The sequence below is a fragment of the Hymenobacter profundi genome (genome assembly GCF_019334315.1).
GTDB classification, from domain to species: domain Bacteria; phylum Bacteroidota; class Bacteroidia; order Cytophagales; family Hymenobacteraceae; genus Hymenobacter; species Hymenobacter profundi.
This window is the reverse complement of sequence record NZ_JAHWGL010000191.1, coordinates 1-2,918: the sequence shown is the minus strand read 5'-3', so window position 1 is coordinate 2,918 and position 2,918 is coordinate 1. Positions and strand designations below refer to the sequence as shown.

Annotated in this window: 1 protein-coding gene; it reads right to left on the bottom strand. The window is 56.6% G+C overall.

Annotated features, from left to right (window positions below):
• Positions 1-178 precede the first annotated feature (178 nt).
• Positions 179-2,665 carry a M1 family metallopeptidase gene (locus KYK14_RS21790; protein WP_219161751.1) on the bottom strand — a complete coding sequence of 829 codons (2,487 nt, stop codon included), beginning with the start codon at positions 2,663-2,665 and terminating at the stop codon, positions 179-181.
• Positions 2,666-2,918: the final 253 nt, after the last annotated feature.

The window sequence follows — 2,918 nt, the reverse complement described above, 5'->3', positions numbered from 1 at the left end:
GGATGAGTCGGCGAGGTACGGGTGAAAAAAATGGATATTAAAAAACCGTCTGTCATCCTGAGCTTGCGAAGGACCTTCTCACGTGTGAACGACAGACGTCATAACGACTCGTTCTGTGGGCATAAGGTCCTTCGCAAGCTCAGGATGACAGACGGTTTTTCTACTTCACAAGCTCGTCTTACTTCGCCTGCTGGATTTCCTGCGTAGCTTTTTCAATCTCCTGCTGGGCCTGGGTAGCCGTAGCACCGGTTTTGCGCTGTTGCACATCACCCAGCAAGCCCAGCACCGCCCGGTCGATGCCGTACTGCTTGTACTTGATGCCCAGGTCTTTCACGCGGGTGAGGGCGGCATTGAAGATGGCCGGGTCGGTGGTGCGCACCATCACTTCATCCAAGGCTTCCAGCATATTGATGCGCTGTTGGGCGCCTGCCTCATCAAACTGCGCTTGAATGTAGGGCCATTGCGCCGCGTCACCTTGCTTGGCGTATACTTCCACAATAGCTTCAGTGAGGGCACCGTGGCTATCGGCTTCCAGTGTTTTGGCGCGGCTCAGGGCCTCAGTGGGTTTGGTCAAGCTCAGGCCGTTGAGGGCTGCGCCTTGCACGTTGTACGACTGGTTGTCGAGGTACTTTTCATAGAGCTTTTGGTCGCGCTTGTCGTTGAGAACGGCCAGATTTGTGAGCAAGGCGGCCTGCACGGCGGTTTCCTTCTCCTGATTCAGCTGTTTGCGCAGCGCGTCGGCGGCTTTTTTGCGCATATCGGCATTCTTCAAATCCAGCGACTGTGCAGCGGCCAGGCGCAGGCCGTAGAACTTGTCGTTGAGGGCCGAGAGCAAGAGAGCACGAGCAGCGGCATCGTCCTTCTGCCGCGACTGGGCTGCTACCAATGCCTCGCGCCGGTCAAGGTACAAGGGCGCGTTCTGGTACTGGTACACGTAGGCGCTAAAGGGCTTGTTGTCGGTTTTCTGCCACAGCGTCATTTTGGTGGCATCCACGTTCACCAGCTCGGGCTGGCTGGCGGCGGCAAAGCTGAATGTTTGCGTGCCTTCCGTCATCAACACTTGGTGGCGCTCGGCCTTACCCTTCACATACACATCGATGGCAAGAGGTAGGATAAACTTCTGTCCTTCCTGCGTTTGCTTAATGGTCACGCTTTGCTGCTTTTTAGCCGCATCCCAGCCGTAATCGATGGTAACAACAGGATGGCCGGCCCCAAAGTACCACTGGTTGAAGAACCAATTCAAATCCTTACCCGACACGGCCTCGAAGGCCAAGCGCAACTGGTGGGCTTCGCCGTTGCCGAACTTGTTGTCGGTGAGGTATTTGGTGAGCGATTTAAAGAATACATCGTCGCCGAGGTAGGTGCGCAGCATGTCCAGGATGGCGCCGCCCTTCTGGTAGGTCACGCCATCAAACATATCCTCTTTATCGGCATAGTGGAAGCGCACGAGGTCTTTGTTCTCGTTGCCGGGGCCGCTGAGGTAACGTCGGATGTAGCCGAAGCGGTGGGCATCGGCGGCGTCTTTGCCATACTTGTGCTCGGCCCATAAAGCCTCCGAGAAGTCGGCAAATGACTCGTTTACAGTCAGGTTGCTCCAACTCTCGGCCGTCACATAGTCGCCAAACCACTGGTGAAACAGCTCGTGCGCCACAATAGATTCGCTGCTGCCGTAGGGGCGGTCCAGCATTTCGCGGGCCGTGCCGGCCACCGCCTCACCGTGTAGGGTAGCAGTAGTGTTTTCCATGGCGCCGCTCACGTAGTCGCGAGCTACCACTTGGGCATACTTGTTCCAAGGATACTCCACGCCCAGACGATTCGAGAAGAACTCCATCATTTCGGGCGTTTTGCCAAAGATTTCCTTGGCGTAGGGCGCGTATTTGGGCTCCAGGTAATAATCGACGGGCTTGCCGCGCCACGTGTCGTGCGTGATTTTGAAGTCGCCCACGGCCATCATAAACAGGTAGGGCGAGTGGGGCAGCTCCATCTTCCAGGTATCGGTGCGGAGGCCGGCGCCGGCGGGCTTGCTGTCGGTCATTTTGCCGTTGCTCAGCGTCACATACTTGCTGGGCACGGTCATCGAAATCTCCGACGTGGTTTTCTGGTTGGGCCGGTCGATGGTAGGGAACCACGCCGAGGAGCCTTCCGTCTCGCCCTGCGTCCAGATCTGCACCGGCTTGCCGGCCACCGAGCTGTCAGGGTTGATGAAATAAAGACCCTTGGCATCGGTAATGGCCGCCGAGCCTTTCACTTTCAGCTCGTCGGGCTTAGCGGTGTACTCAATATACACCGTGTAGTCGGTGCCCGGCTGCACGGTTTTGCCCAGGTTGATGCGCAGAAATTCTTCGTCGTACGTGAATTTCAGCGGCTGATTGGCATTGCCATTCACCAGGGCCACTGTTTGAATATCCATGCCCTTGGCATCGAGCTGGAGCGAGTCGGTGGGGTAGGCGTGGGGCTTTAGCGTCACCCACTCTTTGCCGTAGAGGTAGCGCTTTTTATAGTCGAAGCGTACATCGAGCTTGGTGTGTACCAAATCGTTGCGCTTGGTAGCAGTGGCACGGTAGGGGGTAGCCTCGGCAACATTGGTAGCCGTAGCCGGGGTTTGTGCTTGCACAGTAGCGGCGGTCAGAAACAGACCCAAGCTCAGCAAAAAGGCTTTATTCATCAGAGAAAAATAGATGGAAAGGGAATTGTGACGCAAAAGAAGCGAAAGTACCGCGAAGGTTGCCTAATGGGCTGTGTATGCCGAGCGTAGCGGCCGGCCGAACGGTGTAGAGACGCATCCTTGCGTCTCGTCGTTGAACGTCCGCCGCCTAAATCGTTCAACGACGAGACGCAAGGATGCGTCTCTACACCGTTCCTATACCGCTTGTGAAGAATCGCGCACCAGCAAATCAGGGCGGAGCACTACGCGGCGG